The 1,428-nt window shown below is 72.8% G+C and carries 2 protein-coding genes; both read right to left on the bottom strand.

The genetic code is table 11. The features are described from left to right. Nucleotides 1-890, bottom strand: an 890-nt coding sequence (prfB, locus tag AC0CYZ_RS06680; RefSeq protein WP_472213559.1) for a peptide chain release factor 2, incomplete at its 3' end; no start/stop codon positions are given. 58 nt (nt 891-948) lie between these two features. Then, nucleotides 949-1,428 (bottom strand): DUF3500 domain-containing protein (locus AC0CYZ_RS06675; protein WP_472213556.1); only part of this gene is annotated, 480 nt, incomplete at its 5' end.

The following is a 1,428-nucleotide window of genomic DNA, read 5'->3' as shown; positions in this document are numbered from 1 at the left end:
AGCAGCTTCGCGGCGAGCACGGCCATCGCGGAGGCCTTGTTCTGCAGCTGCGAGCGCTCGTTCTGGCAGCTCACGACGATGCCGGTGGGCAGGTGGGTCTGGCGGACCGCCGAGTCGGTTGTGTTGACGCCCTGCCCGCCGGGGCCGCTGGAGCGGTAGACGTCGACGCGCAGGTCCTTCTCGTCGATCTCCCCGTGGTCGGTGGACTCGACGACGGGCGCGACCTCGACGCCGGCGAAGCTCGTCTGGCGCCGGCCCTGGTTGTCGAACGGCGAGATGCGCACGAGGCGGTGGGTGCCCTGCTCGACGGAGAGGGTGCCGTAGGCGTAGGGCGCGGTGACCTTGAAGGTGGCGTACTTGATGCCCGCCTCCTCGGCGTAGGAGGTGTCGTAGACCTCGGTCGGGTAGCCGTGGCGCTCCGCCCAGCGCAGGTACATCCGCATGAGCATCTCGGCGAAGTCGGCGGCGTCCACCCCGCCGGCCTCGGCGCGGACGGTGACCAGCGCGTCCCGCTCGTCGTACTCGCCGGAGAGCAGCGTCCGGACCTCGAAGGCGCTGATGTCGCGGTGCAGGCTCGCCCGCTCGGCGTCGGCCTCGACGGTGAGGGCGTCGGAGTCCGTACCCGACTCCTCGTCGGCCATCTCGTAGAGCGTCGAGAGGTCGTCGAGCCGCGAGCGCAGCGACTCCGCCTTCTTGAGGTCGGCCTGCTTGTGCGTGAAGTCGCTGGTCAGCTTCTGCGCGGTCTCGACGTCGTTCCAGAGGTCGGGGGCCGAGACCTGGGTCTCGAGCTCGGCGACCTGGCGCCGCAGACCGTCGAGGTCCATCGCCGCCTCCACGCTGTCGAGGCTGGCGGCGAGGTCCTTGAGTTCGGTCGCGGTCGCATCGTCCACGGTCCCAGGGTAATGCCGGGCCCGGCTCCGACCCACGGGCGCGGGCGGGGCAGCCGGCTCAGTGGTGCGCGCGCCGGTGCTCGGCCAGCACGTCGCGGCCGAACTCGCGCCCGGCCGCCCGCCAGACCGAGTGCGCGTGGTTGACCCCGCGCTGGGTGTTGTCCCACTCGGCGAGCAGCCCGGGGCCCTCGAGCCGGTAGTAGTGCGGCTCGCCGCGCTCGGCCCCGCCGGCCCACGCGAAGTGCACGCCGTCCAGGCCGTCGCCGTCGAAGCGCGCCCGCTCCCGCTCCACGAGCCCCGGCGGCATCCGCCCGACGTAGACCTCGAGCAGATGGCGCAGCACCTCCCGCTGGGTCCCGGTGAGGTCACGCGCCGCGATCCCCTTCGGCGCCGTCCCGATCTCGGTGGCGGCCCGGTCGGCCTCGGTGACGCCGAGCTGGGCCTCGAGCCCGTCGTGCATCGACCAGAGCCGGTCCTCGAGGGTCTGGTCGTCGAAGTGGCCGCGCCACAGGTCGGGCAGCGGGATGAGCCGGTCGCC

It is taken from the genome of Actinomycetospora sp. (assembly GCF_055612215.1).
This window is presented reverse-complemented; position numbering and strand designations above follow the sequence as displayed.